The organism is Kitasatospora sp. NPDC093679, assembly GCF_040683455.1.
In the GTDB taxonomy this organism is placed as follows: Bacteria; Actinomycetota; Actinomycetes; order Streptomycetales; family Streptomycetaceae; genus Kitasatospora; species Kitasatospora arboriphila.
Window position 1 is genome coordinate 94748 of the sequence record NZ_JBFBDW010000020.1, and the last position, 24114, is coordinate 118861.

The following is a 24114-nucleotide window of genomic DNA, read 5'->3' on the forward strand; positions in this document are numbered from 1 at the left end:
TGCGGGCGATGGGCGAGTACTGGGTGTCGATCGATCGCGCGCAGTACGACCGGTACCGCTCGCTGGGCGAGCGGCTCGGCGTTTCAGGCGTCCAGGTCCACCAGGAAGTCCACGTCGTTCACGTGGAGCTCCCCGTGGCCGAGCCGCTCGCCCAGCGAGCGGTACCGGTCGTACTGCGCGCGATCGATCGACACCCAGTACTCGCCCATCGCCCGCAGGAACAGCCGGAAGGTGAGGTCCGGGCCGACCTCACCGAGGGCCGACTCCAGGGCGGGGACGACGCCGGCCACCTCCTGCTCGATCCGGCTCTCCGTGGCGGCGGCCAGCGCGGGGCCGGCGAGCCGCAGCTCGTCCAGCACGGCGTCCGCGACCGCCTGCTCCCCCGGTCCGGCCGGGCCGGGGGCCGGGACCGGACCGCCCGACCGCTCGGCGCAGATCGCCGCGACCTCGCCCAACCAGTCGCGGATGCCGATGCCCAGGTACTCCAGGTTGTACCGGCGGCCGGTCGCCGCCTGCCAGAGTGCGGTCAGGTCCGTGTCCGGCAACCGGGAGCCGAGCAGTCGGGCCACGTCCGCGCGGATCGCGTACGCGTTGACGCCCCCGCCCTCCGCGGCGCTGCGGGCGACGAGCTCCTGCGCGGTGCTGTCCCGCCCCCACTCCTCGTGGAAGCGATGGGTCAGTCCGGTGAGTCCGAAGTCGCCCTCGGAACGGTTGGCGGTCATCTTCACCCCATTCCCGACGGGAAGGCCGACGAGACGATGTAGCCGCGCGGGTGCCCCGGCATCTTCTTCAACAGGATCGTGTATTCGTTGTTGGCCGCCACCGGCGTGCGGCCGTCGTGGAAGTAGATGGTGCCGATCGAGTTGTTCGCCCCGAACCTGCCCTTGATCTTGAAGAGCGTTGTGGTGTCGTCCCGGTTGGCCATCCACTGGCTGAGCTTCTTGCGGTTCTCCTTGTTCTTGGCGAGGTAGTCCGCGACGCCGTAGTCGACGACCTGCTGAGCGGTCTGCTCGTCGATGAACACTCCGTTGAGTCCGGCGTCCCCCCTTTCCAGCTTCACCCGTGCCAACCGTTCCGCCTCCGCACGGTCGACGTTGACGTGCTCGGACAGGGTGTGTGCGATCCTGGGGAACTCCTGGGCGTCCGCGGCCAGGTTGTTGCAGTTGTGGACGAGGATGTCCTGCGGGCGGTCTCCCTCGGTCCGGACGTGGAACGTCTGAAGTCCGCTGACGGTCAGGTCGAAGACCGTCTGGGCTGCGATTCCGTCCCGGTCCTCGACGGCGCTGACCGCGTGTTCCGTTCCGTCTGCCGAGTGCAGCAGGTCACCGGCCCGAAGGTCGGACGCGAGGGTCCAGCCGTGCTGGGTGACGTACAGGCGGTGACCCGCCGTGCTGGTGAGCCTGCCGCCGTCGGCGAGGTGGACGTCGACCAGGCGCTGCGTGGTGTGCGCGAAGATCGCGGTGGCCGGCTCCGCGACGGTGGCGCCGGTACGCGGGTCGGTGGCGGCCAGGAGGTCGCCCACCCTGACGGCCGAGATCGCCCGGTGGGACCCGTCGGCCATCAGGACCTGGGTCCCGGCCGGGAAGCTGTTGAGCTTGCAGGCGGTGAACGCCTCCTCGACGAGGTGGACCTCCTGCTCGATGGTGGCGGTCACCTTGGCGTCCAGGCCGAGCGCCTTGAGGGCGAGGTAGGAGTCACGGATGCCGACACCGGTGTGCAGGGAGGCGTCCAGGGCGCGGATCAACTCGACCGCCTTGGCGATCTTGGACGGCGGGACGAGCCATGTGGCCGCCCAGGCACAGCCGCCCAGGTCGAAGTGGGCGCACTTGACGAAGTCGTCCGTGAGTCCCTGCCACAGGCCCTGGAGCACGGCCTTGTCAACGATCTTGGTGATGTCCCAGTTGCTGAAGTGCTTGGTGATCGTGGTGGTCCGCTCGCCGGTGTCGTCGCCGAGCCAGACGATGTTGGCGGCCGGGCAGGTGGCGGCGGTGACGTCCGGTCCGGCGTTCGGATCGGTGCAGAGGTAGAAGTCGACCGTCAGCTTGAAGCGCAGCCGGAAGGTGACGTCGCAGCCGCTGTTGCCCATGCCGAGGACGCACTCGTTCTCGGGCTTGGGGTCCTCCAGCGGTTCGACGGTCTGCTGGGTGAACATGCCTCCGACGCCGGTGGCGCCGCCCTTCTCCAGGACCTCCTTGTCGCGCTTGGCCTCGGCCCGGTTGGAGGCGGCCTGGGCCTCCTCGGCGCTCTGGCGGGCGTTGGCGGCGGCCTGCTCGGCGGTGGTCGCGTACTGGTCGGAGTTGGCGGCGGCCTGCTTGGCGGCGGCCGCGCTGTGCTCGGCGTCGGTGGCGGCCTGCCGGGCGCCGGCGGCGTTGTGCTCCGCCTCGGTAGCGGAGGCGTCGGCGGCGTCCGCGTCGGCCTTGGCCTCCGTGGCCGCGACGTGGGCGGCGCCCGAGTCGACGAACGCCTGGCCGTTGTAGGACTCGGTCGCGGCCCCGGACTTCTTGGTCGCCTCCGCCTCGGCCGCGGCCTGGGCTGCGGAGGTGCGGGCGGCCTGCAGCGAGGCGACGGCCCTCGCGGTGTCGGCCGCCGCATTGGCCGCGGCCTGGGCTGCTGCCTTGGCTGCGGCGTCGGCCTTGGCCGCGAGTGCTGCGGCGTCCCGGGCGGCCTGGGCGGCCTCGTCGGCACGGGCCTTGGCGGCGTCGGCCTGCTGCTGGGCGAGGGTCTTTCCGGCCTGGCCGATCAGGGCGGCGAGGGCCGCCGAGGAGTCGGTCTGACGGAACGGTGTGCCGAGGGCGACCGCCCGGTCGCCGGAGACGGCTGCGGCGCCGGCCGCGTCGCGGGCGGACAGGGCGGCGAGCGAGGCGGCGTAGGCCTGGCCTGCCGTCCGGGCGCTGTCGGCCGCGGCCTGGTCGGCCTCGGTGCGGGAGGCCGCTGCGGCCTGCTTGGCCTTCACGGTGGCCGCGGCCGCCTTGTCCGCTTCGACGGCGGCGGTCTCGACGTTCCGCGTGGCCTGGGCAGAGGCGGCGACCGCGTCGGCGACCGCGGCGTGGGCGGTGGCGACGGCGGCGCTGGTGACGGTGTAGTCCGCCTGGGCTCCGTCGGCGGCCGACCTGGCGCGGGCGGCCGCGCCGGCGGCCTGGGTGGCGGCGGTACGCGCGTCGACAGCGGCCCGGGTGGCCTGGTCCGCGTCGGCACGCGCCCCGGTCGCGGCCCCGGATGCCTGGTCGGCGGCGGCCTTGGCCTCGTTCGCGGCCTTGCGGGTGGCCTGGGCGGCATCGGTGCCCTCGGCCGCCGCGGCTGCGGCCTCCAGCGACTCCTGCCGGGCCCGGGTGGCGTCGCGGCGGGCTTCCGCGGCGACTGCGGCATCACGGGCCTCGGCTGCCCGAGCCTCGGCGGCGAGCGCCGCGTCCTTCTTCTGGGCGGCGGTCCGCTCGGCGCCCTCGGCAGTGCCGAGGGCGCTCGCGGCGGCGGCCTGCTGCTCCTTGGCGCGGGCCTCGGCCGCGGCGGCCTTCGCGTGTTCCGCATCGGCCCGCTGCCTGGCGGCGGCCGCGGCGGCGCGTTCCTGTTCGGCGACGGTCCGCTTGGCGTGCGCGTCGTCGGCGGCGGCCTTGGCCGCCTGCTCGGCCTGGTGGGCCTGTTCGCGGTCGGCCTTGGCGCGGGCGGCGGCCTTGGCCGCCTGCTCGGCCTGGAGGGCTGCGGCGGTCGCCGAGGCCTTGGCCTGGTCGGCGGCCTCCTGCGCGGCGGCGCGCTTGAACTCCGCCTGGGCGGCGCGGGTCTGGGTGTCCGCCAGTGCGTACAGGGCCTGGCTGTCGGCCTGGGTGGCGGACACCGTGCCGAGGGTGGTCTCAATGGCCTTGGCGGCGGTCTGCGCGGCGGCCGCGGAGGCCTTGGCGACCTGAACGGACTGCTGGGCGTAGGTAAGGCCGCGGCCGTACGGGGTGCCGTCGGCCGCGGCGGTCCTCCCGGCCTCGGTCTGGGCAACGGCGGCCTTGTCGGCCTGGGACTTCGCGGAGGCCGCTGCCTTCTGGGCAATCGCGAGCTGTGCGGAGATCGCCTTCTTGGCGTTGGCGGTCTCGGTGGCGGCCTGGGTGAACTTCTCCGGCTTGGGATAGTCCGCGTCGGTCCTGGGCCGACCCTGCCAGTACTTCTGGAAGGCCAGCATGCGGCTGACGACGAAGCCCTGGCCCTGAGCCTCGACCATGGCGATGGTCGCCGTGCGCAGGTCGGTGTACGCCTGGATGTCGGCGGCGGCGATGTCCGCGCGCGGCTTTGCCTGGGCGGCCTGTTCCGCCTGCCACTCCGCGCTCGCCGTGGCGACGACGTCATCGAGCCTGTGGTCGGGGTCGAGCGGGTCGGTGCTGTCGCAGCCGGCCCATTGTGTCTTGAGCTCCTCGACCTCCGTGCGGAATTCGAGTGAGCCCTTGGCCGGGGCTGCCGACGGGAATCCACCCTGCCGGATGAACCTGGCGATCTGGTAGGCGGAGAGGCGCTTCAGCGCGTCCTCGTTGGCGTAGAGGGTGTAGGCGTCCCAGCCCTGCGGGTTGGCCCGCTCCTTGCTGATGGCGACAGCCTTGTCCAGGGCGGCCTTGGAGGGCTTGGGCGGGCCGTCGGAGGTCGTCGCGCCGCTACCGAGGAAGGCGAAGACGGGAGCCCCGTAGCCGGGCGGGTTCAAGAAGGTGACGTAGTCGGGGCCGTGCACGGCGAACGGCTTGGTGACGGCCGTCCACGCCTGTTCGCGGGCGAGTTCGGCGTCCTGGATCGCCCGCTGGTCCTTCTGGTCCTCCAGGTTGGCGAGGGCGGCGGGGCCGTAGCCCCAGGCGCTCGCGGTCGCCGCGTGGACGTCGGCGAGCGACCCGTTGAGCGCCGTCGCCATCATCGTCTTGAGCTTGGGCCCGCCGGAGTGCAGGTAGTCGCCGCCGGTGCAGCGGTCGCTGCGGATCACCCGGTCGGCGATGGCGATGTCGGCCGCCTCCAGGTCGGGCAGGGCACGCTGCCAGATGCGCACGTCGGTCATCCGGCCGGGAAAGCCGTCGGCGGGTGCTCCGGCCCATTCGCCGCGGCCGACCTCGATCTGGCCCTGGGCGTGCCAGGTGGCGGTGCGGACGGCGCGGCCGGCCCGGGTACCGTTGACGTAGAGCCGGATCTCGCCAGCAGCCGCGTCGTACACGCCGGTCAGGTGCGTCCACTGGTCCGCAACGAGCGGGGCGGTGCCGTTGGCGGTGTCCCAGCCGGTGTTCTCGGAGTCTCCGCGAGGCATGCCGAAGAGCGGGCGGCCGTCCGGATTGATCTTCAGGTAGAAGCCGGAGACGCGGCTGCCGGGTTCGGTGATCACCGAGTAGGAACTGCCGCCGATCTTGGCCGGCTTGACCCAGGCGGACACCGAGAAGGACTCCTCGGTGGGCACGGTGAGCGGCACGGACATGTATTGGTCGGTGCCGTTCAGCCGCAGCGACCTGACGGCGCGGTCCGGGATGCCCCAGACCGCCTCGTTGTCGGTGCGCGGGCCGACGACGGCACCGTTGCGGTGGATGCCACGGGGTCCGTTCGGCACGGTGTTGGGCGACTCCTGGTCGCCGCTGTACTCGAAGTCGAAGTGCGCCACCTCGCCGTTGACCGCGTACCCGGGCAGTCCCGGGCCGTCGGCGCCGGGCGCGACGGGCAGGGCGGGCACGGCATGTGCGGCGGCCATCACCAGTGACGCCGAGGTCACCAGCGCGGTGGCCGTGAACCACCGGGCCAGGGCGTGCCGGGCCCTGCGTGGGTGTCCGGCCTGTGCGGTCGTCATGGGGTTGCGGTCTCCTGGGGTCGTCCGGACCCAGGAGGGCGCGCAGCACCGCGCCGGCCGTCCTCGTGTCCGGCCGCAGCCCGTGCTTCCGGGCCCGCGGTTGCGCAGGTCCCGTAAAGCCCACCCCCCGTGGGCGAACTGAATCTTCACACGCAGACGAACGACCCGGGCACCCCCGTCCGGCGGGTTCGACCCCCGCCGATCAGAGGGAGGGCCGCCGTCAACCAACTATTACAGCAAGTAAATTGACGATATGTCAGATACATACAACGCCGACGGCCCGGCCGGAGGTCCGGCCGGGCCGCGGGGTGCGACGGGTGGGCTCAGCCGTCGTACGGCTGGTCGTCGTTGAAGAGGTGCATGCCCGGGATCTTGAGGGTGCCGCCGAACTGGCCTGCCTGGACGGCCTTGGCCTTGTCCAGGGTGATGTCGAGCGGGATCGGCACGGAGCCGATCAGGTCCCACAGCCACTTGGGCAGGGTGTCCGGGGTGAGGGTGATCTCGCCCAGGTCGATCGGGATCGGCAGGCCGTAGATCGCCGAGAGGTGACCGGAGAGGCTCTCCACGTACATGGTGATCGGGCCGTTGCGCATGGTCGAGGTGGTGCCGGGCGCGGCCTTCACGTGGAAGGTCTTGCCCTTCACCTCGATCGTCGACATGTCGAGGTCGCCGATGTCCACCGAGGCGGTGGTGAACTTCAGGACGCGCTTGGAACCGGTCGGCGTCTTCACGTCGTACACGCCGTTGAACACCGAGCCGTGCAGGGCGAGCTTGCTGGAGTGCAGCACCCAGTTCTGGTCGGGCACCACGTGGCCGGTCGGCGCCGCCAGCGCCTTCTCCTTGCTGGTGTCCACCAGGCAGTTCGGGCCGGTGGCGGACGGCGAGGGGGAGGCCGACGGGCTCGCCGACTGCGTGGCCGCCTTCACGGCGGGGGCGGGCGTCGCGGCCGCCTTCGGCGCGGCGGAGGCGCTCGCGGCCGGGGCGGTGGCCGCCTGGGTGGTGACGGTCTTCGCGGTAGTGCTCGGCGCCGCGGTCGGCGTCGGCGTGGTGCCGGTCAGCGGCTTGAAGACGTCACCGATGCCGGTGAGGATGTCGCCGATCACGTTCGGAGGCGTGGCGTCGGCCGACGGGGAGGGCTTCGCCGAGGTGGCCGTGGCGGTCGGGACGGGCACCTTGACCGTGGAGGGCGAGGTGGTCGCGCCGGACTTCTTGGTCCCGGCCTTGGCCGTGGCGGACGGCGCCGCCAGCACCTTGATCTCGCTCTTGGGGACGGGCGTCTCCTCGATCACCGTGTCCGGAGCCGTGGCGCAGGCCTTGTCGCTCTGGGTGTCGGCGACGGCGAGCGTGGTCGGCGTGTAGGCGGCACCCACCAGCATCGCAGTGGGCACGGCGGCGATCGCCATCACCCGGCCGCGGATGCGGCGGCGCACGCTCGTCCGCGGCGCGGCGTGGCGGGGACCGGGCACGGCGGCTGCGGCGGACTCGTCCCGGTCGGTCACCGCTGCTCCCCCGGGTCGGCCGCCGGTGCGGCGTCGTCGGCCGGGGTCTGCTGGGCGGGCAGCAGCGGCCGGGTGGTCTCGACCGGGGCCTCGGCCGTGGAGTCCGCCGTGGCGGCCTCGGCGGCGGGCTCCGTGGCGGGCGCCTCCTCGACGGCGGCGACGGGCTTGAGCGGCGCCCAGGCCATCAGCAGGCCGCCGGCCATCAGGCCGAGGATCAGGCCGAAGCCGAAGCCGCCGAGGTTGGAGACCGGGATGGAGATCAGTGCGAGCAGCGTGGTCGCCACGCCGCAGAAGATCCGCACCAGCGGCTGGAACCACGCGGTCAGGCCGAGGCACATCATCAGGATGCCGATGATGAGTGAACCGGCGCCCGCGGTGGTGGCCATCGACACGGTCATGCCGGCGAGGTTCAGCTCGGCGTAGGGGAAGTACAGGATGGGCACGCCGGCGATCATGGCCAGCAGGCCGCCCCAGAACGGCCGCGAGCGGCGCCAGTTGCGGAACCGCAGCCGCAGGTTGATGCCGCCGTCGTTCTCGGGCCACGTCTGGGCAGTTGCGCTGGACACGATGCAACTCCTCGATGGTTCGCTGCGAGGGGGAGGAAACGCCTGAGCTGCGGCCGGGGGCGGGCGGGCGCCCGCCTCCGGCCGCGGGATCCGTCATCGCGGTGCACCGGTCGGCGCACCGTCAGACGAGGATCAGTAGCACTCCTTGCCGTTGCCGTCGTCACCGACGTACAGCTTGAGGTCCAGGCCGTTGAGCTTGAAGGTGCCGGCCGAGGTGGCCCACGCGGTCTGCTTCACGTTGGTCAGGTGCGCCTTGGGGGCGGTCTGCGAGAAGCCGAGCAGGCCGGACGGCTTGCCGCTGCCCTGGATGTTCTTCCAGTTGGCGGTGGCGCTGGTCTTCAGCGTCGAGGCGTCCTGGCCGATGTTGATGTCGGTGAACTCGGCGTCGGCCGAGAGCTGGTCGAGGTCGATCAGCAGGTTCTGTGCGGACACCTGCTTCTTGACGTCGTCGCTCTTGCCGGCCTCCAGGCGCAGGGTCACCTTCGGCAGCTTCAGGCCGAGCAGCGCGGGCTCGCTGACCACGGACTGGCACATGCCCTTGATGGTGGCCGTGTCGAACGCGGAGATCGCGACCGCGTGCGGGGTGCCGTTGGTCTCGAAGTCGTACGAGCCGAACTGGGCGAAGTTCTCACCCGTCAGGTCTTCGGCGGTGACCTTGAAGCGCTGGCCGGAGACGTTGAACGAGGCGGCGAGCGCGTTGTTGGCCAGCGCCACGCCGATCGCCGCGGTGGCGGCGATGCCCGGCACCATGGCGATGCCGAAGCGCTTCCAGCTGGTCTTGCCGAAAGTCTGGGACATGCGTGTGTCCTCCTTCTAGGACGTACATCTCCGGCCGTGTCCGGTGCGTCCCGCACCGGCCCGGGCCTGGGATGGGAGAGAGCTACGTCCTCGGTAGCGGAGAGCGCCAGCGCGTCGTGGGCCGACGGACATGGCGATCACCCCCGAGCGACAACCGGCGACCGCACGGCTGCGCGGTCGCAGAAAGGACAGGAACCGCGTGTGGGATCTGCGGCTACCCCCCTGCCCTCCAACCGCCGACCGGGGCCGGCGGTTACCCGATGGGGATTCCCTGAGCGGGACCGGGCGTGGGCCGATCGTGCTGGAATCCCGGGCCGAACACAAGGGGTCGATTACTGACGGGTAATCCAACAGTGTGCGCCGTTGATCATGGAAACAGAGGCTCGATTACTCTGCGTCACATTCACCGTGGGCGACACATCCGCAATCCGCAGGAAACGGCGCCGAAACACCTCAGCCGGCCACTGAGCGTGACCGGCCGAGGGTGGTTGTCAAGATTTGATTAAGCTCTACAAAATCTCCTGGATTGTCGCCAAATCCCCAGCGACACCGCAGGTCACACGCCGTGCCACCCGCTCGGGCCGGGCCACTGCACCCGGCCGCGGCAAAACCGCCCGGCCACTGCCGTCAGAAGAGCACCCGGGCGAGGGCGCTGCGCGCCGCGACCACCCGCGGGTCCTCCGGGCCGATGACCTCGAAGAGCTCCAGCAGCCGCAGCCGCGCGGCGTCCCGGTCCTCGCCGGCCGTCCGGCCGACGGTGTCCACCAGCCGCCCGAAGGCGTCCTCGACGTGCCCGCCCACCAGGTCCAGGTCGGCCGCGCGCAGCTGCGCCTCGACGTCCTTCGGGCCGGCGGCGGCCGCCGCCCGCACCTGCTGGGGGTCCATGCCCTCGACCCGCTGCAGCAGCTGGGCCTGGGCCAGGCCCAGCTTGGCCTCCGTGTTTCCGGGCTGGTCGGACAGCACGTTCCGGTACGCCTGGACGGCGCCGCCGAGGTCGCCGCGGTCCAGCGCGTCGTGCGCCGCCTCCAGCGCCGGGTCGGACGGCAGCCGCGGTGCCTGCGCCGCGGCCTCGCCGCCGGCCGCGTCCGCGGACAGGCCGGTGATGCCGAAGCGCTGCTCGGCGACCGCGATCAGCTGGTCGAGGATCTTGCGGACGTTGGCCTCGTTCTCGGCGCCCTGGAACAGCGGGACGAGCTGGCCCGCCACCACGGCCATCACGGCCGGGATGCCCTGGATGCCGAACTGCTGGGCGATCAGCTGGTTGGCGTCGACGTCGATCTTGGCGAGCACGATCCGGCCGGCGTACTCCTCGGCCAGGCGCTCCAGGATCGGGCTGAGCTGCTTGCACGGGCCGCACCACTCGGCCCAGAAGTCGACCACGACCGGGACCTCGGCCGAGCGCTGCACGACCTCCGCCTCGAAGGTGTCCTCGGTGACGTCGAGGACTAGCTGGTGGGGCGCGGGTGCGGTGTCGCCGCCGGCCGCGGCCTGCCGGGCCCGATCGGCCCGGGCCTGCTCGGCCTTCTGGGCTGCCTCGCCGGCCGCCTTGACCGCGGCGAGGTCGACCGCTCCGCGAAGGGCGGCGCTGTTGAGACGCGAATTCCGTGACTGCATGGCACCATCCTCCCCCGTCCGCACGGGTGACGGGCGCCAACCGGCCGGAAACCTCGCCGAGCCGTCGCGCCTGCGCCACCCGACCGTGCGTCGGGGGCCGCCTCCCGGTGTGTAGCCGCTGCCGGCGCGGATCCCCATCCGCGCCCCGCACCGGCCCGATCCCATGGGCACGACGCGTGGTTGCCGCTCTTTCGCTACGAGTCGTAGCGTATCTCCATCCCGGGCCCGTCCCGCAAGACCCCCTCGGGGCCGCAGGACGTGACCTGCCCCACTTTCCGCCCGCCGGTGGCTGCTGACCGGGGGTTCCGGTCGCTACCTTTACCCGGACCGACCAAGTTACCAACCGGTAAATTTTCAGCTAGGAGGCTCGGTGGCCCCCACCACCCAGCAGCCGGCTGCCCCGGACGCCGCCCTTCCCCGTGGCAAGGGCCGTCCGCGCAGCGCTGCCGCCGACCGGGCGATCCTCGACGCCACCCGTGAAGCCCTCGCCGAACTCGGCTGGGGCGGCCTCACCATGGGCGACGTCGCCACCCGGGCCGGCGTCGCCAAGACCACCCTCTACCGGCGCTGGCCGTCCAAGAACGAACTGGTCGTCGACGCCGTCGCCAGCCTCTTCGACGAACTGGAGATGGCCGACCTCGGCAGCCTGCGGGCGGACATCGCCGCCACCGTCGCCCAGTTCGCCGACCTGCTCGCCCGGCCGGAGTCGCAGGCCGCGCTGATGGCGCTGTTCGCCGAGGGCAGCCGGGACCCTCAGCTGCGGCTGCGCATCCGCGAACGCATCGTCGACCCGCAGAAGCACCTCGTCCGGACGGGACGGGCCAACGCCCAGGCCCGCGGCGAGCTCCGCTCGGACCAGGACGAGGCGGCCGCCTGCGAGGAGATCGACCTCGTCTTCGACATGATCGCGGGCGCCGTCGAGCACCGGCTCCTGGTCGCCGGCGAACCCATCACCCGCCGCTGGCTGGACCGCTTCACCACCCTGATGCTGAGCGCCCTCGTCGGCCTGGACGCCTGAGCCGGAGGGCCTCACGGCACCCGCCGCCGGCCGGAGGGCGGCGGCCGGAACGCCCCCGCCGATTGGTCCGGGCGTCATACGACCCGTCGACGGCGCGGACCGGACCCCGGAACGCCGGAGCCCCTCCCCGGGGCGGGGAGGGGCTCGGTCGCAGAGGCGGGCGGGGGCTCAGGCGGAGACCGGCTCCGGGGTCTCGATCAGCGGGGCGACGTCGCGGGAGACCTTGCGCTCCACGAAGAAGACGGCGGTCGGGATCGTGCCGGCCAGCAGCACCCAGGCCAGCCTGCCCATCGGCCACTTCGCCTTGGTGCCCAGGTCGAAGGCGAGAACCAGGTAGACCACGTACAGCCAGCCGTGCGCGATGCCGACGGCGCTGGTGAAGCCGCTCGCGCCCGAGACGTCCAGCACGTACTTGGCGATCACGCCGGCGGTCAGCAGGATCAGCAGGACGCCGGTGACGTACGCCAGCGCCCGGTATCGGGTCAGCACGCTCTGCTTCATACCGACGAGGGTAACCGCAGGCGGCGGCCGCTCCGGCCGCACCCCCGCCGGACGCACCGGCCGGGTCAGGCCCCGCCCTCCTCCGCGGACGGGGAGAAATCGCCGGCCGCCACCCGCAGCGGACGGAGCAGCTCGAAGACCTGCGCGCACTGCTCGTCGTCGTAGCCCTCCAGGCCGAAGTCGATGGCCATCAGTTCGCGGGTGGCCTGCTCGACCACCTCGCGGCCGCGGTCGGTGATCGCGGCGAGGACGCCGCGGCCGTCGGCGGGGTTGGGGCGGCGGGCGACTAGGCCGTCCCGCTCCAGGCGGTCGACGGTGTTGGTGACGCTCGTCGGGTGCACCATGAGGCGCTCGCCGATCTTGGAGAGCGGCAGCTGGCCGGCCCTACTGAAGGTGAGCAGCACCAGCGCCTCGTACCGGGCGAAGGTGAGGCCGTAGGGCTTCACCACGGCGTCCACCCGGGACAGCAGGATCTGGTGGGCGCGCATCACCGAGGTGATCGCCGCCATGGACGGGACGGCGCCCCAGCGGCGGGTCCACAGGTCACCGGCGCGGGCGATCGGGTCGAAGTCGAGGGCGAGGGGCTTGGGCACTCTTCCACCGTACCGGCGTACGGGGGACGGGGTAGCAGGTGTCCACGATGGTGGACAAGGGCCGGTTCTGGCGGGATCACGCCAAGTGATTTCTGGTCCGTACCAGGGCTCCGCACGGCCGAAACACGCCCGCAATCTTGCTTCCGGCGACCGGAGTTGGAGCCGGAACGCGATCATACGGGTTTCCTCCGCATCGAAACGACCGATCGGACGGGCGAATTGGGCGCTTCGGGCGCTTTGCAGGCTCACGTCCGGATGGCGAGTGGTGGCCAACTCCCGATCGAGACCTGTCATTTCACGATCTGCATTGTCATGCTTCTCGCCAGCTTCGTTCGACCCGCCGGCCCCCACCCCTCCGGCGGACGTCATCGAACCGCACGGAGCAGCACGTCCGCGCCCGTTCCGCCCCAGCAGGCACTAACCCCGGTGCCCCGGAACGCGGCGCCACCGCGCACACGCGGTTGATCCGGAAGGAACCCGTACGTGAAGCGAAAGCTGACAGTCGGAGCCGTTCTCTCTGCGTCGGCGGTCCTCGCCAGTGCAATCCAGGTCAGCGCCGGTATCGCGCAGGCCTCCCCCGCTCCGGTGGGCCCCGCCGCCCCCGCCGAGCAGCGTGCCGCGCTCATCGCGCAGGCCGGCGCCGAGGCGCCCTCCGCGGCCCGCACCCTCGGCCTCTCCGGCCAGGAGCAGCTCGTCGTCAAGGACGCCGTCGTCGACGCCGACGGCACCCGGCACGTGCGCTACGAGCGCACCTTCGCCGGCCTGCCCGTCCTGGGCGGCGACCTGGTCGTGCACCAGGACGCCAAGGGCGCCGTGAAGGCCGTCGACCGCGCCGTCCAGGGCTCGGTCGCCCCGGCCACGCTCAGCCCGAAGCTCACCGCCGCGCAGGCCGCCTCCAAGGCGCACGGCGCCGTCGCCGCCACCGTCGGTGTCGCCAAGGACGCCGACGAGGCCGCGCTGACCTCGGTCGCCGCGCCCGCGGGCGGCAAGCTGGTCGTCTGGGCCGCCTCCGGCAAGCCCCGCCTGGCCTACCAGACCACCGTCGAGGGCATGCGCGCCGACGGCACCCCGAGCCGCCAGCTGCTGGTCACCGACGCCGCGAGCGGCGAGGTCCTCTCCAGCCACGAGCAGGTGCAGACCACCAACGCGACCGGCAGCGGCAAGGGCGTCTTCGTTGGCTCGGTCACCCTGACCACCAACTACACCGGCTCGACGTACCAGCTGAAGGACGCCACCCGCGGCGGCCAGTACACCACCACGCTGAACAACAAGACGTCCGGCGCGGGCACGCTGCTGACCGACACCGACAACGCGTGGGGCACCGGCCTGGTCTCCAGCAGCCAGTCCGCCGCCGTGGACGCCCAGTACGGCGCGGCCGTGACCTGGGACTTCTACAAGAACACCTTCGGCCGCAACGGCATCAAGAACAACGGCGTCGGCGCCTACAGCCGGGTGCACTACGGCCGGAACTACGTCAACGCGTTCTGGGACGACTCCTGCTTCTGCATGACGTACGGCGACGGTGCGTCCAACACCCACCCGCTGACCGAGCTGGACGTGGCCGGCCACGAGATGAGCCACGGCGTCACCGCCAACACCGCCGGCCTGAACTACTCCGGCGAGTCCGGCGGCCTGAACGAGGCCACCAGCGACATCTTCGGCACCGGCGTGGAGTTCTACGCCAACCTGGCCGCCGACAAGGGCGACTACCTGATCGGCGAGCTGATCAACATCAACGGCGACGGCTCGCCGCTGCGCTACATGGACAAGCCCTCCAAGGACGGCGGCTCGGCAGACTACTGGTCCTCCTCCGTGGGCTCCCTGGACGTCCACTACTCGTCCGGCGTCGCCAACCACTTCTTCTACCTGCTGGCCGAGGGCAGCGGCGCGAAGACGATCAACGGCGTCAGCTACAACAGCCCGACCTACAACGGCTCCACCGTCACCGGCATCGGCCGCGACAAGGCGCTGCAGGTCTGGTACCGGGCGCTGAGCGTCTACATGACCTCCACCACCAACTACAAGGGCGCGCGCACCGCGACCCTGAACGCGGCGTCGGACCTCTACGGCGCCGGCTCCGCCGAGTACGCCCAGGTTGCCGCTGCCTGGGCCGCGGTGAACGTCAGCTGACGCACCGCGGTTGAAGACGCAGCAGCCGGGCCCTCCGGAGGGGAGGCCCGGCTGCTGCCTCGTGTCCGGCCCGACCGGCGATGACAGAAATGCGCCAACTCTTGTCATACATCTGTCATTTGACGAACCGTCTTGTCATGCTTCCTTCCAGCCCCGTGCGGCGTCCGACCGGCCACCCCAACCGGTCCCGCGCCGCATGACCGCACGGAGCAGCACGTCAGCGCTCGTTCCGCCCCAGTCGGCACCGGACCCGGTGCCCCGGAGCGATGCGCGACCGCGCACACGCGGTTGATCCGGAAGGAACCCGTACGTGAAGCGAAAGCTCGCCCTCGGCGCCGTCCTCTCCACCTCGGCCCTGCTCGCCGGCGCGATCCAGGTCGCCGCGGGCGCCCAGGCCGCCCCCGCCCCGGCCGCCGCGCAGCAGCGGGCCGCGCTGCTCGCCCGGGCAGGCGCCGAGGCCCCCGCCGCGGCCCGCACCCTCGGCCTCTCCGGCCAGGAGCAGCTCGTCGTCAAGGACGCCGTCGTCGACGCCGACGGCACCCGCCACCTGCGTTTCGACCGGACCTTCGCCGGCCTGCCGGTGCTCGGCGGCGACCTGGTCGTGCACCAGGACGCCAAGGGCGCCGTGAAGGCCGTCGACCGCGCCGTCCAGGGCTCGGTCGCCCCCGCCTCGCTCAGCCCGAAGCTCACCGCCGCGCAGGCCGCCGCCGGGGCGCACGGCGCCGTCGCCGCCACCGTCGGGAAGTCCGCCGACGCGGACGAGCCGGCGCTGACCTCGGTCGGCGCGGCGGGCGGCGCGGAGCTGGTGGTGTGGGCCGCCTCCGGCGCCCCGCGGCTCGCCTACCGGACGACCGTCGAGGGCATGCGCGCCGACGGCACCCCGAGCAGCCGCCTGGTCGTCACCGACGCCACGACCGGCGCGGTGCTCTCCTCCGAGGAGCAGATCCGCACCTCCAACGCGACCGGCAGCGGCAAGGGCGTCTTCGTCGGCTCGGTCACCCTGACCACCAACTACACCGGCTCGACGTACCAGTTGAAGGACAACACCCGCGGCGGCCAGTACACCGTCGACAAGAACGGGACGCTGTACACGGACGCCGACAACGTCTGGGGCAACGGCAGCGCCTCCAACGGGCAGTCCGCCGCGGTGGACGCCCAGTACGGCGCGGCCGCCACCTGGGACTTCTACAAGTCGACCTTCAACCGCAACGGCATCAAGAACAACGGCGTCGGCGCGTACAGCAAGGTCCACTACGGGAACAACTACGTCAACGCGTTCTGGAGCGACAGCTGCTTCTGCATGACGTACGGCGACGGCTCGGGCAACACCCACCCGCTGACCGCGATCGACGTGGCCGGCCACGAGATGACGCACGGCGTGACCTCCGCCACGGCGGGCCTCAACTACTCGGGCGAGTCCGGCGGCCTGAACGAGGCCACCAGCGACATCTTCGGCACCATGGTCGAGTTCTACGCCAACCTGCCGGTGGACACCCCGGACTACCTGATCGGCGAGCGGCTCAACCTGAACGGCAACGGCACCCCGCTGCGCTACATGGACAAGCCCTCCAAGGACGGCGCCTCGGCGGACTACTGGTCCTCGACGGTCGGCAACAAGGACGTCCACTACTCCTCGGGCGTCGCCAACCACTTCTTCTACCTGCTGGCCGAGGGCAGCGGCGCGAAGACGATCAACGGCGTCAGCTACAACAGCCCGACCTCCAACGGCGCGACCCTGACCGGCATCGGCCGGGCCAAGGCGGCGCAGATCTGGTACCGGGCGCTGACCGTCTACATGACCTCCACCACCAACTACAAGGCGGCCCGCACCGCGACCCTGAACGCGGCGAAGGACCTCTACGGCAGCACCTCCGCCGAGTACAAGGCGGTGGGCGCGGCCTGGAGCGGGGTCAACGTCAACTGACCCCCGCCCCGCGCACGGCGACGGCCGGGCTCCCCCACGGGGGCCCGGCCGTCGGGTCGTTCCGGGGTGTTCCAGGGCGGTCAGGCCGCGGCGGCCGCCGCGGGCACCTCGCCGCGCTCCTCCTTGGCGAGCATCCGCTCGGCGAAGAAGCCGCCGGTGGGCAGCACCGACAGCACGAACAGCACGATGCCGCGCTTGGCGTCCCAGCGCTGCTGCTGCCAGGCCAGGGCGAGGAAGACCACGTACAGCACGAACAGGCCGCCGTGGACCGCGCCCATCACCGGCACCGCGTTGAAGTCGGTGGTCCGCTTGAGCACCGAGCACACGAGCAGCAGCAGGAAGGACAGGCCCTCCGGGCCGGACACGAGTCGCAGGCGGTGGACGGCGGGGCTGGTCTTCACGGGTCACCTCGGAAAGGGGTCGGCGAGTGAGCTCGTGAACACGATCACAAGCCTCGTTCATTATCACCGACCGAACAGCCGCGCCGGGGCCGGGGTGGCCGGTCTCACGACGGGCGGCCCTATCCTGCTGCGGCACGGCCCGACGACCGGGCCGACCGACCACGGGGGTGGACATGTTCCGCATCGACTGGAACCGGCGGACCTGCTCGCGGCGCGGGCACATCACCTACGCGCCCGACGAGGCCGACCTGCGCGGCCGGCTGCACGCGCACACCGCGCTCGGCGACGCCTGGCGCTGCCTGCGCTGCGGGGACTTCGCGCTCGGCGCGCCGCACGGCTCCGGCCCGGCCGACGAGGCGCCGCTGGTGCCGCGCGGCAAGGCCCTGCGCGACCTGTTCATCCTGCGCTTCCTCGCGATCGAGCGGGCGCTGCGCGGCCTGCTGATCCTGGTCGTCGCCTGGGGCGTGTGGAAGTTCTCCAACAGCCAGGACGCGGTGCGGCGGATCTTCGACGAGAACCTCTCGGTGTTCCGGCCCGTCACCGACCACTTCCACTGGGACCTGGAGCACTCGCCGATCGTCGACACGATCCGCAAGACCTTCGAGTACAAGCACGGCACGCTGCTGATCGTGGCCGGCGCGCTGGTGCTGTACGCGCTGATCGAGATCGTGGAGGCGGCCGGCCTGTGGGTGGGCGCCCGCTGGGCCGAGTACCTGACGGTGGTGGCGACGGCGGCCTTCCTGCCGCTGGAGGTGTACGAACTCACCGAGCACGTCAGTGCGCTGAAGATCGGCACGCTGGTGCTGAACGTCCTCGCGGTGCTGTGGATCATGCTGTCGAAGCGGCTGTTCGGCCTGCGCGGCGGCGTGGTCGCCTTCGAGGCGGAGAAGCACTCGGCCTCGCTGCTGGAGGTGGAGACAGCCGCGGGCGCCGTCCCCGGGGCGGAGCCGGCCCCGGCGGTCTGACCCCTGACCCGGTGTGATTTGTCGCAGCTCGGTACCAGAGGCCCGCGCCCCCTCCCGGGTGCGGGCCGGCTGCCGCTACATTCGCCCGGTGGCACAGTTTCGACTCCAGGGGTCCAAGGTGCTCGCCGTCGACATGGCGGGAGACTCGGTCAAGGCCCGCAACGGCACGATGGTGGCCTACACGGGCCAGATGAACTTCAAGAAGATGTCCGGCGGCGGTGACGGCCTGCGCGGCATGGTCACGCGTCGGCTGACGGGTGAGCAGATGGAGGTCATGGAGGTGAAGGGGCAGGGCACCTGCTACTTCGCCGACAAGGCCACCGAGGTCAACCTGGTGCGGCTGAACGGCGAGACGCTCTACGTCGAGTCGGAGAACCTGCTCTGCACCGAGGCGACCCTGCACACCGGCACCTCCTTCACCGGACTCAACGGCATGGCGTCCGGCAACGGCCTGTTCACCACCAAGGTCGAGGGGCACGGCTGGGCGGCACTGACGTCCAAGGGCCCGGCGATCATCCTGCGGGTCTCCCAGGGGATGCCGCTGCGGGTCGACCCGGGTGCGTACGTGGCGCACACCGGCAACCTCAACCGCAGCCTGAAGTCGGGCGCGGGCTGGACGACGATCATCGGCGAGGGCGGCGGCGAGGCCATGCAGGTCGAGTTCGCCGGCGAGGGCCTGGTCTACGTGCAGCCCTCCGAGAAGATGACCTTCGGGGGCGACGTCTGATGCCGTTCACCAAGATCAACAACAAGATGGTCGAGGCGAAGGTCATGCCCGGCCAGCGGGTCTTCAGCCAGCGCGGCTCGATGCTCGCCTACACCGGCGAGGTCTCCTTCACGCCCAACGTGATGGGCGGCCAGGGCGGCGTCATGTCGATGATCGGACGCCGGGTGGCCAACGAGGACACCCCGCTGATGACCGTCGAGGGCCAGGGCAGCGTGATGTTCGGCCACGGCGGCCACAACGTCCACGTGATCGAGCTGACCGGCGATACCCTCTACGTGGAGGCCGACCGGCTGCTCGCCTTCGACGGCACCCTGCAGCAGTCGACCATGTTCATGGGCCAGCAGGGCGGCGTGATGGGCATGGTCCGCGGCCAGGTGACCGGCCAGGGCCTGTTCACCACCAAGCTCGACGGCCACGGCTCGGTCGCCGTGATGGCGCACGGCGGCGTGTTCGAGCTGCCGATCGGCCCCGGCCAGCCGGTGCACGTCGACCCGCAGGCGTACGTGGCCCACCGCGGCCAGGTGACCAACAAGCTGTCCACCGCCCTCGGCTGGCGCGACATGGTCGGCCGCGGCTCGGGCGAGGCGTTCCAGCTGGAGCTGTCCGGCCACGGAGTGGTCTACGTGCAGGCGAGCGAGGAGAAGCTCTGATGTCCTACCCGCCGCAGCCGCCGTACGGGCAGCAGCCCTACGGCCAGCCCCAGCCCGGCCAGCCCTACGGCCAGCCCGGCTACCCGCCGCCCGGCCAGCCGTACCCGCCGCAGGGCCAGCCGTACCCGCCGCAGGGCCAGCCGCAGCCCGGCTACCAGCAGGCGTACCAGCCGACCCAGGCCGGCCAGCCGTACCCGCCGCAGGGCCAGCCCTACCCGGCCCCGCCGCAGGGCAACTACGGCGCGCCGCTGCCGCAGAACGGCGGCGAGGGCCCGGTGGTGCACGACGCCGTGAGCCTGCCGGTCAACGACAACGTCAACCCGTACGCCTTCTCGGTCGACCTCAACGGCGCGTACTACCTGCAGAAGGGCAAGATGATCGCCTACTACGGCGAGATGCGCTTCTCGGGCATCGGCCGCGGCGTCATCGACCAGATGCTGGAGCGGAACTTCAACTCCCCGCTGCACGCGTCCGACTGGGTCGTCGCCGAGGGCCGCGGCAAGCTGCTGCTCGCCGACCGCGCCTTCGACCTCAACTCGTACGACCTGGAGGACGGCAACCTCACCGTCCGCTCGGGCAACCTGCTGGCCTTCGAGCCCTCGCTCAAGCTCAAGCAGTCGATCATCCCGGGCTTCCTCACCCTGATCGGCACCGGCAAGTTCGTGGCCGCCTCCAACGGCCCCGTCCACTTCGTCGAACCCCCCATCCGGGTGGACCCGCAGGCGCTGGTCGGCTGGGCCGACTGCCCCGCGCCCTGCCACCACTACGATCACGGCTACATGCACGGCCTGATCGGCGGGCTCCGCCACCTGACCGGGCTCGGCGGCGCCTCCGGCGAGGAGCACCAGTTCGAGTTCATCGGGGCCGGCCAGGTCCTGCTGCAGTCGACCGAGACCCTGATGGCCGAGCGCTCGGTCGGCGTGGTGCACGCCGAGGCGGGCGTGCCCGGCAGCGGGGTGCCGCACCAGCCGGGTGCCGGGGCGCACGGCGGCGGGCAGCAGCTGCCCAACGTCAACATCCCGGGCCTGGGCAACCTCGGCGACCTCGGCCGGAGGTTCGGCCTCTGACGGGGCCGAACCGGTGAACCGGGCGCGGCTGGATTCGTAAACTTGTACAACATTTAACAAGCACGGCTATGCTGGGGTCATGGACACGCACGTCACCGACGCCCCCGCCGTCTCCTCCTCGGCCACCGCGGAGGAGACGCCGTGGCTGAGCACCCGCGAGCAGCAGTTCTGGCGCGCCCACCTGGAGGTGAGCAAGCTGCTCGAGTACCAGCTCGGCCGCGAACTCCAGCCGCACAACCTCGCCATCAACGACTACGAGATCCTCGTGGTCCTCTCCGAGGCGCCCGAACGCCGGATGCGGATGACCGACCTCGCGACCGCCACCCTGCAGTCGAAGAGCCGGCTCTCCCACCAGATCACCCGGATGGAGAGCGCCGGGCTGGTGCTGCGGCAGGAGTGCCCGGGCGACCGCCGCGGCCTCTACGCCCACCTCACCGAACCCGGCTGGGAGACGCTCCAGAAGGTCGCGCCGGACCACGTCCGCAGCGTCCGCAGCCACTTCGTCGACCGCTTCACCCCGGAGCAGATCGACGCCCTCTACGAGGCCCTCGCCCCGGTCGCGGAACACCTCCGCGCCCTCCGCGGACGCGCCTGACGGCGCAGGTCCGGGCGCACGGGGGCAGCCACCCAGGGGCGCGGGGAACTGCGCGGGACGGTGAGAACAGGCCGTGGCCTTCCGTCCCGCGCAGTTCCCCGCGCCCCTTCGTGCATCCCCGATCCGCGCGGGCTCGCCCGCATCCGGACTGCGCGGTTCCCCGCGCCCCTGATGTCACTTCCCCGGTTGCGCTTCCCCCGCCCGTTATGCGGTGCTCTCGGTGAGGCCGGCGACGAGGTGGTCGGCGGCGCCGTAGGGGTCGAGGTCGCCGGCGGCGACCCGTTCGGCGAGGCCGAGCAGGTGGCGGTCGCCGCGCAGGTCCCCGATCCGGGAGCGAAGGGCGGCGAGCGCGATCGCCTCGATCTCCTGGGCGGCCCGCCGGGTGCGCCGGGCGGCGAGCTCTCCCGTCCCGGACAGCCAGGCGCGGTGCTTCTCCAGGGCCTCGACGACCTCGTCGACCCCCTCGCCGCGGGCGGCGACCGTCTTGACGATCGGCGGCCGCCAGTCGCCGGGCCGGCGGCCCTCGCCGAGGCCGAGCATGTGGTTGAGCTCGCGGGCGGTGGCGTCGGCGCCGTCCCGGTCGGCCTTGTTGACGACGAAGACGTCGCCGATCTCCAGGATCCCGGCCTTGGCGGCCTGGATGCCGTCGCCCATGCCGGGGGCGAGCAGGACGACGGTGGTGTCGGCCTGGGCGGCGACCTCGACCTCGGACTGGCCGACGCCGACGGTCTCCACCAGGATCACGTCGCAGCCGGCGCCGTCCAGCACCCGCAGGGCCTGCGGGGCGGACCAGGAGAGACCGCCGAGGTGGCCGCGGGTGGCCATCGACCGGATGAACACCTCGGGGTCGGTGGCGTGGTCCTGCATCCGGACCCGGTCGCCGAGCAGCGCGCCGCCGGAGAACGGCGAGGACGGGTCGACGGCCAGCACGCCGACCCGCTTGCCGCGGCGTCGGTACGCGGAGACGAGGGCGTTGGTCGAGGTGGACTTGCCGACGCCCGGCGAGCCGGTCAGGCCGACGGTGTAGGCGTGGCCGGTGTGCGGGGCGAGCGCCGCCATGGCCTCGCGCAGCTGCGGGGCGGCGTTCTCGACCAGCGAGATCAGCCGGGCCACCGCCCTCGGGTGTCCGGTCCGCGCCTGTTCGACCAGCGTCGCCACGTCGGCCATGTGAGTCCGTCTCCTCGATCGGAAAGCGGGGGCGCACGGCGTGGAGGACCACGCCGTGCGCCCCCGGGGTCAACGCCGGACGGTCAGCCCTGGGCGGGGACCTTGATGATCAGGGCGTCGCCCTGGCCGCCGCCGCCGCACAGCGCGGCCGCGCCGGTGCCGCCGCCGCGGCGCTGCAGTTCGAGGGCCAGGTGCAGGACGAGGCGGGCGCCGGACATGCCGATCGGGTGGCCGAGGGCGATCGCGCCGCCGTTGACGTTGACCTTCTCGTCGGTGACGCCGAGGTCCTTCATCGACTGGTGGGCGACGGCCGCGAAGGCCTCGTTGATCTCGATCAGGTCGAGGTCGGCGACGGTCAGGCCGTCCTTGGCGAGGGCGTGCGCGATCGCGTTGGACGGCTGCGACTGCAGCGAGTTGTCCGGGCCGGCCACGTTGCCGTGGGCGCCGATCTCGGCGATCCAGGCCAGGCCCAGCTCCTCGGCCTTGGCCTTGCTCATCACGACGACGGCGGCGGCGCCGTCGGAGATCTGCGAGGCGGAGCCGGCGGTGATGGTGCCGTCCTTGGTGAAGGCCGGGCGCAGCTTGCCGAGGGTCTCGACGGTGGTCTCGCCGCGGATGCCCTCGTCCTGGCTGAAGAGGACGGGCTCGCCCTTGCGCTGCGGGATCTCGACCGGGACGATCTCGGCGTCGAAGAGGCCGTTCTTCTGGGCGGCGGCGGCGCGCTGGTGCGAGGCCGCGGCGATGGCGTCCTGGACGTCGCGGGCGATGCCGAGGCGGGTGTTGTGGTTCTCGGTGGACTCGCCCATCGGGATGTTCTCGTACGCGTCGGTGAGGCCGTCGTAGGCCATGGCGTCGAGCATCTCGATCGCGCCGTACTTGAAGCCCTCGCGGGACTTCGGCAGCAGGTGCGGGGCGTTGGTCATGGACTCCTGGCCGCCGGCGACGACGACGTCGAACTCGCCGGCGCGGATCAGCTGGTCGGCCAGGGCGATGGCGTCGAGGCCGGAGAGGCAGACCTTGTTGATGGTCAGCGCCGGGACGTTCATCGGGATGCCGGCCTTGACGGCGGCCTGGCGGGCCGGGATCTGGCCGGCGCCGGCCTGCAGCACCTGGCCCATGATCACGTACTGGACCTGGTCGCCGGTGATGCCCGCGCGCTCCAGGGCGGCCTTGATGGCGATGCCGCCGAGGTCGGCGCCGGAGAAGCCCTTCAGCGAGCCGAGGAGTCGGCCCATCGGAGTGCGTGCACCTGCGACGATCACAGAAGTAGTCATGAGACGGGCCCCTTCGCGCGTCGGCCATGAGGGTGTGGGGATGCGGCTCAATGTACTGACCCGTAACCCGTGCGTCACCGGCGCCGGGGTGTGATCAGTGGCACTGTCACCCTCCAGTCAACACCGTGTCACGGCGGTCCGGGTGACATTCGCCGGCGGCCCCGGCGGGGCCGTTCCGGGGCGAGACTGTGAGCAGGCTCGCACCGCGGGCGGTGGCCAAGGCTCCGCCGCATGCGCTGCACTGGTGCCCACCCTCGTCGACTCCCACCATGGAGGTCTCCGCCGTGCTGACCCGCATCGACCACATCGGCATCGCCTGCTTCGACCTCGACAGGACGGTCGAGTTCTACCGCGCGACGTACGGCTTCGAGGTGTTCCACACCGAGGTCAACGAGGAGCAGGGCGTCCGCGAGGCCATGCTCAAGATCAACGACACCGGTGACGGCGGCGCGTCCTACCTGCAGCTGCTGGAGCCGACCCGCGAGGACTCCACGGTCGCCAAGTGGCTGGCCAAGAACGGCGAGGGCGTGCACCACATCGCCTTCGGCACCGCCGACGTGGACGGCGACGCCGCGGACATCCGCGGCAAGGGCGTGCGGGTGCTGTACGACGAGCCGCGGATCGGCTCGATGGGGTCGCGGATCACCTTCCTGCACCCGAAGGACTGCGGCGGCGTGCTGACCGAACTGGTGACCTCGGCCGGCACGGAGCACTGAGCCGCAGCGGCGCCGGCCGGGACGGTGCCGCACGGAAACGGAGGGGGTCGTACCGCAACGGCCCCCTTCCCGACCCGTCGGTAACCTCGGAAAACCTCCACTCGGCCATTCCGCTGCAAGCCGG

General features: G+C 71.9%; 20 protein-coding genes. 9 read left to right on the top strand and 11 right to left on the bottom strand.

Translation table 11 applies throughout. The features are described from left to right. Positions 1-83: 83 nt before the first annotated feature. The 6 genes from AB0O09_RS18720 to trxA form a co-directional block, all read right to left on the bottom strand. The gene (locus AB0O09_RS18720) at positions 84-722 is read right to left on the bottom strand and encodes a hypothetical protein (RefSeq protein ID WP_363542748.1); all 639 of its coding nucleotides are present in this window, start codon (positions 720-722) and stop codon (positions 84-86) included. A 2-nt stretch (positions 723-724) separates the two neighbouring features. Beyond that, positions 725-5785 (bottom strand): LamG-like jellyroll fold domain-containing protein, encoded by a 5061-nt coding sequence (locus tag AB0O09_RS18725; RefSeq protein WP_363542749.1) that lies wholly within the window; start codon positions 5783-5785, stop codon positions 725-727. A gap of 323 nt (positions 5786-6108) precedes the next feature. Further along, positions 6109-7284 carry a hypothetical protein gene (locus tag AB0O09_RS18730; RefSeq protein ID WP_363542750.1) on the bottom strand — a complete coding sequence of 392 codons (1176 nt, stop codon included), beginning with the start codon at positions 7282-7284 and terminating at the stop codon, positions 6109-6111. Beyond that, positions 7281-7850 carry a DUF6114 domain-containing protein gene (locus tag AB0O09_RS18735; RefSeq protein ID WP_363542751.1) on the bottom strand — a complete coding sequence of 190 codons (570 nt, stop codon included), beginning with the start codon at positions 7848-7850 and terminating at the stop codon, positions 7281-7283. Before AB0O09_RS18735 ends, AB0O09_RS18730 begins: the two co-directional genes overlap by 4 nt. Before the next feature lie 132 nt (positions 7851-7982). After that, complete coding sequence (locus tag AB0O09_RS18740; RefSeq protein WP_363542752.1) at positions 7983-8648, bottom strand: DUF6230 family protein; 666 nt, start codon at positions 8646-8648, stop codon at positions 7983-7985. Positions 8649-9275: 627 nt separating this feature from the next. Continuing rightward, complete coding sequence (trxA, locus tag AB0O09_RS18745; protein ID WP_363542753.1) at positions 9276-10262, bottom strand: thioredoxin; 987 nt, start codon at positions 10260-10262, stop codon at positions 9276-9278. Positions 10263-10632: 370 nt separating this feature from the next. Between trxA and AB0O09_RS18750 the strand changes: the two genes are divergently transcribed. Then, entirely contained in the window at positions 10633-11280 is a 648-nt protein-coding gene (locus AB0O09_RS18750; RefSeq protein ID WP_363542754.1) for a TetR/AcrR family transcriptional regulator, read from the top strand. A 168-nt stretch (positions 11281-11448) separates the two neighbouring features. Here AB0O09_RS18750 and AB0O09_RS18755 read toward each other — a convergent pair whose 3' ends face one another. Both AB0O09_RS18755 and AB0O09_RS18760 read right to left on the bottom strand, forming a co-directional pair. Continuing rightward, on the bottom strand, positions 11449-11781 hold the full coding sequence (locus AB0O09_RS18755; protein ID WP_363542755.1) for a DUF3817 domain-containing protein: 333 nt from the start codon (positions 11779-11781) through the stop codon (positions 11449-11451). Positions 11782-11846: 65 nt separating this feature from the next. Beyond that, a complete protein-coding gene (locus AB0O09_RS18760; RefSeq protein ID WP_344627263.1) occupies positions 11847-12374 on the bottom strand; it encodes a MarR family transcriptional regulator in 528 nt (175 codons plus the stop codon). Positions 12375-12857: 483 nt separating this feature from the next. Here AB0O09_RS18760 and AB0O09_RS18765 point away from each other — a divergent pair, with 483 nt between their 5' ends. Both AB0O09_RS18765 and AB0O09_RS18770 read left to right on the top strand, forming a co-directional pair. Beyond that, complete coding sequence (locus AB0O09_RS18765) at positions 12858-14504, top strand: M4 family metallopeptidase (RefSeq protein WP_363542756.1); 1647 nt, start codon at positions 12858-12860, stop codon at positions 14502-14504. Between the two features lie 310 nt (positions 14505-14814). After that, positions 14815-16428, top strand: a complete 1614-nt coding sequence (locus tag AB0O09_RS18770) for a M4 family metallopeptidase (protein ID WP_363542757.1) — start codon at positions 14815-14817, stop codon at positions 16426-16428. 80 nt (positions 16429-16508) lie between these two features. Here AB0O09_RS18770 and AB0O09_RS18775 read toward each other — a convergent pair whose 3' ends face one another. Beyond that, a complete protein-coding gene (locus AB0O09_RS18775; RefSeq protein WP_344628292.1) occupies positions 16509-16829 on the bottom strand; it encodes a DUF3817 domain-containing protein in 321 nt (106 codons plus the stop codon). A gap of 173 nt (positions 16830-17002) precedes the next feature. Here AB0O09_RS18775 and AB0O09_RS18780 point away from each other — a divergent pair, with 173 nt between their 5' ends. From AB0O09_RS18780 to AB0O09_RS18800, 5 genes are all read left to right on the top strand, one after another. Next, positions 17003-17794: a DUF2127 domain-containing protein gene (locus AB0O09_RS18780; RefSeq protein WP_363542758.1), complete on the top strand. Its 792-nt coding sequence runs from the start codon at positions 17003-17005 to the stop codon at positions 17792-17794. Between the two features lie 88 nt (positions 17795-17882). Further along, on the top strand, positions 17883-18521 hold the full coding sequence (locus AB0O09_RS18785) for an AIM24 family protein (RefSeq protein ID WP_263103614.1): 639 nt from the start codon (positions 17883-17885) through the stop codon (positions 18519-18521). Next, positions 18521-19171, top strand: coding sequence for an AIM24 family protein (locus AB0O09_RS18790; protein WP_344628290.1), 651 nt, complete (start codon positions 18521-18523; stop codon positions 19169-19171). The genes AB0O09_RS18785 and AB0O09_RS18790 overlap by 1 nt, the downstream gene beginning before the upstream one ends. A 248-nt stretch (positions 19172-19419) precedes the next feature. After that, positions 19420-20238: an AIM24 family protein gene (locus AB0O09_RS18795; protein WP_363542767.1), complete on the top strand. Its 819-nt coding sequence runs from the start codon at positions 19420-19422 to the stop codon at positions 20236-20238. 79 nt (positions 20239-20317) lie between these two features. Beyond that, a complete protein-coding gene (locus tag AB0O09_RS18800) occupies positions 20318-20833 on the top strand; it encodes a MarR family transcriptional regulator (RefSeq protein WP_344628289.1) in 516 nt (171 codons plus the stop codon). A 204-nt stretch (positions 20834-21037) separates the two neighbouring features. On the opposite strand, the gene meaB is transcribed toward AB0O09_RS18800, so the two are convergent. Together meaB and AB0O09_RS18810 are read right to left on the bottom strand one after the other, a co-directional pair. Then, positions 21038-22000: a methylmalonyl Co-A mutase-associated GTPase MeaB gene (meaB, locus tag AB0O09_RS18805; protein ID WP_363542759.1), complete on the bottom strand. Its 963-nt coding sequence runs from the start codon at positions 21998-22000 to the stop codon at positions 21038-21040. Between the two features lie 83 nt (positions 22001-22083). Further along, complete coding sequence (locus AB0O09_RS18810; protein WP_363542768.1) at positions 22084-23262, bottom strand: acetyl-CoA C-acetyltransferase; 1179 nt, start codon at positions 23260-23262, stop codon at positions 22084-22086. 296 nt (positions 23263-23558) lie between these two features. On the opposite strand from AB0O09_RS18810, the gene mce reads away from it, so the two are divergent. Then, a complete protein-coding gene (gene mce / locus AB0O09_RS18815; RefSeq protein ID WP_363542769.1) occupies positions 23559-23990 on the top strand; it encodes a methylmalonyl-CoA epimerase in 432 nt (143 codons plus the stop codon). The last annotated feature ends 124 nt before the right edge of the window (positions 23991-24114 follow it).

Bases quoted from the DNA above. Each gene is read 5' to 3' on its own strand.
- AB0O09_RS18720 (WP_363542748.1), bottom strand. From the start codon at position 722: ATGACCGCCAACCGTTCCGAGGGCGACTTCGGACTCACCGGACTGACC.
- AB0O09_RS18725 (WP_363542749.1), bottom strand. From the start codon at position 5,785: ATGACGACCGCACAGGCCGGACACCCACGCAGGGCCCGGCACGCCCTG.
- AB0O09_RS18740 (WP_363542752.1), bottom strand. From the start codon at position 8,648: ATGTCCCAGACTTTCGGCAAGACCAGCTGGAAGCGCTTCGGCATCGCC.
- trxA (WP_363542753.1), bottom strand. From the start codon at position 10,262: ATGCAGTCACGGAATTCGCGTCTCAACAGCGCCGCCCTTCGCGGAGCG.
- AB0O09_RS18755 (WP_363542755.1), bottom strand. From the start codon at position 11,781: ATGAAGCAGAGCGTGCTGACCCGATACCGGGCGCTGGCGTACGTCACC.
- AB0O09_RS18780 (WP_363542758.1), top strand. From the start codon at position 17,003: ATGTTCCGCATCGACTGGAACCGGCGGACCTGCTCGCGGCGCGGGCAC.
- AB0O09_RS18790 (WP_344628290.1), top strand. From the start codon at position 18,521: ATGCCGTTCACCAAGATCAACAACAAGATGGTCGAGGCGAAGGTCATG.
- AB0O09_RS18800 (WP_344628289.1), top strand. From the start codon at position 20,318: ATGGACACGCACGTCACCGACGCCCCCGCCGTCTCCTCCTCGGCCACC.
- meaB (WP_363542759.1), bottom strand. From the start codon at position 22,000: ATGGCCGACGTGGCGACGCTGGTCGAACAGGCGCGGACCGGACACCCG.